4 protein-coding genes are annotated in these 2,660 nt (G+C 33.9%); 2 read left to right on the forward strand and 2 right to left on the reverse strand.

All coding sequences use genetic code 11. The annotated features are described in order from the left end of the window. Positions 1 to 212 precede the first annotated feature (212 nt). Positions 213 to 767 carry a dCMP deaminase family protein gene (locus tag F6K13_RS27565; RefSeq protein WP_124147208.1) on the reverse strand — a complete coding sequence of 185 codons (555 nt, stop codon included), beginning with the start codon at positions 765 to 767 and terminating at the stop codon, positions 213 to 215. Then, positions 764 to 1,192, reverse strand: coding sequence for a dUTP diphosphatase (gene dut / locus F6K13_RS27570; protein ID WP_192901209.1), 429 nt, complete (start codon positions 1,190 to 1,192; stop codon positions 764 to 766). Before dut ends, F6K13_RS27565 begins: the two co-directional genes overlap by 4 nt. Positions 1,193 to 2,144: 952 nt before the next feature. Here dut and F6K13_RS27575 point away from each other — a divergent pair. Both F6K13_RS27575 and F6K13_RS27580 read left to right on the forward strand, forming a co-directional pair. Continuing rightward, positions 2,145 to 2,534 carry a hypothetical protein gene (locus tag F6K13_RS27575; RefSeq protein ID WP_124147206.1) on the forward strand — a complete coding sequence of 130 codons (390 nt, stop codon included), beginning with the start codon at positions 2,145 to 2,147 and terminating at the stop codon, positions 2,532 to 2,534. Next, a complete protein-coding gene (locus F6K13_RS27580; RefSeq protein ID WP_275670447.1) occupies positions 2,524 to 2,655 on the forward strand; it encodes a hypothetical protein in 132 nt (43 codons plus the stop codon). Before F6K13_RS27575 ends, F6K13_RS27580 begins: the two co-directional genes overlap by 11 nt. Positions 2,656 to 2,660 lie beyond the last annotated feature (5 nt).

Below are 2,660 nucleotides of genomic sequence, written 5' to 3' on the forward strand. Positions count from 1 at the left end.
TTAAACGTCTAACAAAAAGACCAAGTTATATCATGTCCGGTAGCATCGGTATTGTATAGCAAGGGTAGGGAACACTTAACTGGGAACAGGGAACAGTTTATGCTTCCTTTTATGGATATATTGGTAAATCCCTTTGGCGGAACATTGCCACAGCGGACACTCAGGCACAGATTACTTTTAACTTTTAACTTTTGACTTTTAACTTTCAAAAATTATTCTTCCTCAAGTTTAGAAGATTTAGCAACAGAAGTAGGAAAAAGTAGAGATGTTGCTGCTTTTTTAGCAATTGTTTCTGAGATGGAAATTTGCTTGAGAATAACCAAACCTTCTTTAATAAACATATCCCTTAAAGCTGCCTTTTCTCCACTATTAAAAGGAGTCTCATAAAACACTTCTTTAATTCCAGCAGAAATAACTAATTTCAAACAATAAATACAAGGTTCTAGAGTGACATAAATAACTGAACCATTCGTAGAAATGCCATGTTTTGCAGCTTGAGCAATAGCATTAGCTTCTGCATGAACAGCACGAGATGGTAAAACTTTACTAGCATCACAACTACTTAATTCAGGATAACAAAAACCTTGACTTGTACAATGTGAAGAACCAGAAGGAGGACCATTATAACCAGTTGCCAAAACTTGTCTATCTTTAACTATTACCGCCCCCACTGGAAAAGCTAAACAAGTTGAGCGAGTAGCAGCTAATTTAGCAATCATTAAAAAATATTCATCCCAGGTCGGTCTTTGATATAATTCTTCTGTCATATTCCTGTTGAACCAAATCCACTAATATCTCTTTCAGTTGTACTTAATCGATCGACTTCTTCTACCTTAACAGATAAGACTGATGCTATAACCATTTGAGCTATTTTCATTCCTTTAGTTACTTTAAAGGAATTTTTACCATGATTTATCAGAATTATTCCTATTTCTCCTCGGTAAGTTTCATCGATAGTTCCGGGAGTATTTAAAACAGTAATTTGATGTTTTAAAGCTAATCCACTTCGCGGGCGAATTTGTGCTTCTGTTCCTGATGGTAATTCTATAGAAATACCTGTATGAATTAATGTGCTTTCTCCAGGATTAATAGTTAATTCATCAATAGAAAATAAATCTAATCCGGCATCTCCTTTATGAGCGTAAAAGGGAATAATTGCTGATTCATCTAACTTTTTAAATTTCAGTTTTATCATTTTTAATTGACCTGATTTAATTTTGAATTTTGACTTTACTTTCTTTAATTCTTACTTTGGAATTTTGAATTTTGACTTTAAAGAGAATAATTGCCGATTTATCTAACTTTTTAACTTTCAGTTTAATAATAGGAAATAGAGAGCTTTGTTAATATATGATACCTTGATTTATACCTGTATGGAGACCTCTCTGCCAACTCCCCTCTAGCTCACAGGAGAGTCTTTCTCCCGCTTCCTTCTTCCTCCCTTTCAAAGCGAGATGGAAGGGGGTTGGGAGGGTTAGGTTTTTTAATTCATATTTTCAACCTTGACACGCCAGTAATAGATTGTTTCATCTAAAATGCTGCATTACTTTAAAAAGATTTTGCAGGAGATGTATTTTTGACAAAAAAGATGATTTATGACCTAAAAAATCATATCAAAGCTACTCCCGAATCACTCCTGAATTATTAATTCAGACTTCTAAAAAATTCCGTAGTCATTCATAACAAAGACTTATAAAGTAAGTATAAGATATTTTGTATAATTCTTAAATAAAAAATAGTCAAATATATTATAATGAAACATAATTTTTTCCTGATAATTAATTAATTAATTCCTATGCGTTAAAAAGTTATAATTTTTTGACAAAATGATAGATTATTACTATAAAAATCCTAAATAGGTTGCGACAAATCAAGGTGACAATTGGGACATTGATTTATGATAAATCTTGATACCCATACTTGGATTTTGTGGTTGAGAGAGCGATCGCTTTCAACTATCACTATCCAAGACTCAACGACAAATCCAACCAAATTTAATTTAAAAATATGTCAAAAACAGTTTATAAAGTCCAAAATTACTCTCACAACAAAGATGTCGATCAATTGTATGCAACAAAGCCGCAAATAACTGCAAAGTTTCCGTTTATGATGAATGGTCTCCATTAGAAGAAATTATTGTCGGAGTGGTAGAAAATGCAAGACTTCCTCAAATTGACCCCAGTGTGCGCGGGGTAGATTTTCCTGAATTAGCTGACGAAGATATCCCAACTGGGCAATTTAGCGATCGCGTCCTAGAAGAAACTCAAGAAGACCTTGCTATTTTGGTTGCCACGTTGCAAGAATTAAACGTGAAAGTTCGTCGTCCAGAAATTACCAACCATTCAATCTCTTTTTCTACCCCTAATTGCTCTACTTGCGGACATTTTAATTATTGTCCTCGCGATCTGTTTCTTGCCATAGGTAATCAAATTATCGAAGCTCCCTCCCCTTCTCGTTCTCGTTATTTTGAAATGGATGCTTATAAAAAAGTATTTTTAGAGTATTTCCATTCCGGTAAAAGCATTGCTGAGTGATGAAAAATTAGCAATTGAAAGGCATCCAGTAATGGAACGTTGGGAAACGCCTTATATGAAAGCTTTTGCTGCGTTAGTAACTCGAAATGGGGGTAACATATTAGAATGTGGTTTTGGCTGAGGAAT

The organism is Okeania sp. SIO2B9 (assembly GCF_010672505.1).
Lineage (GTDB): Bacteria > Cyanobacteriota > Cyanobacteriia > Cyanobacteriales > Microcoleaceae > Okeania > Okeania hirsuta.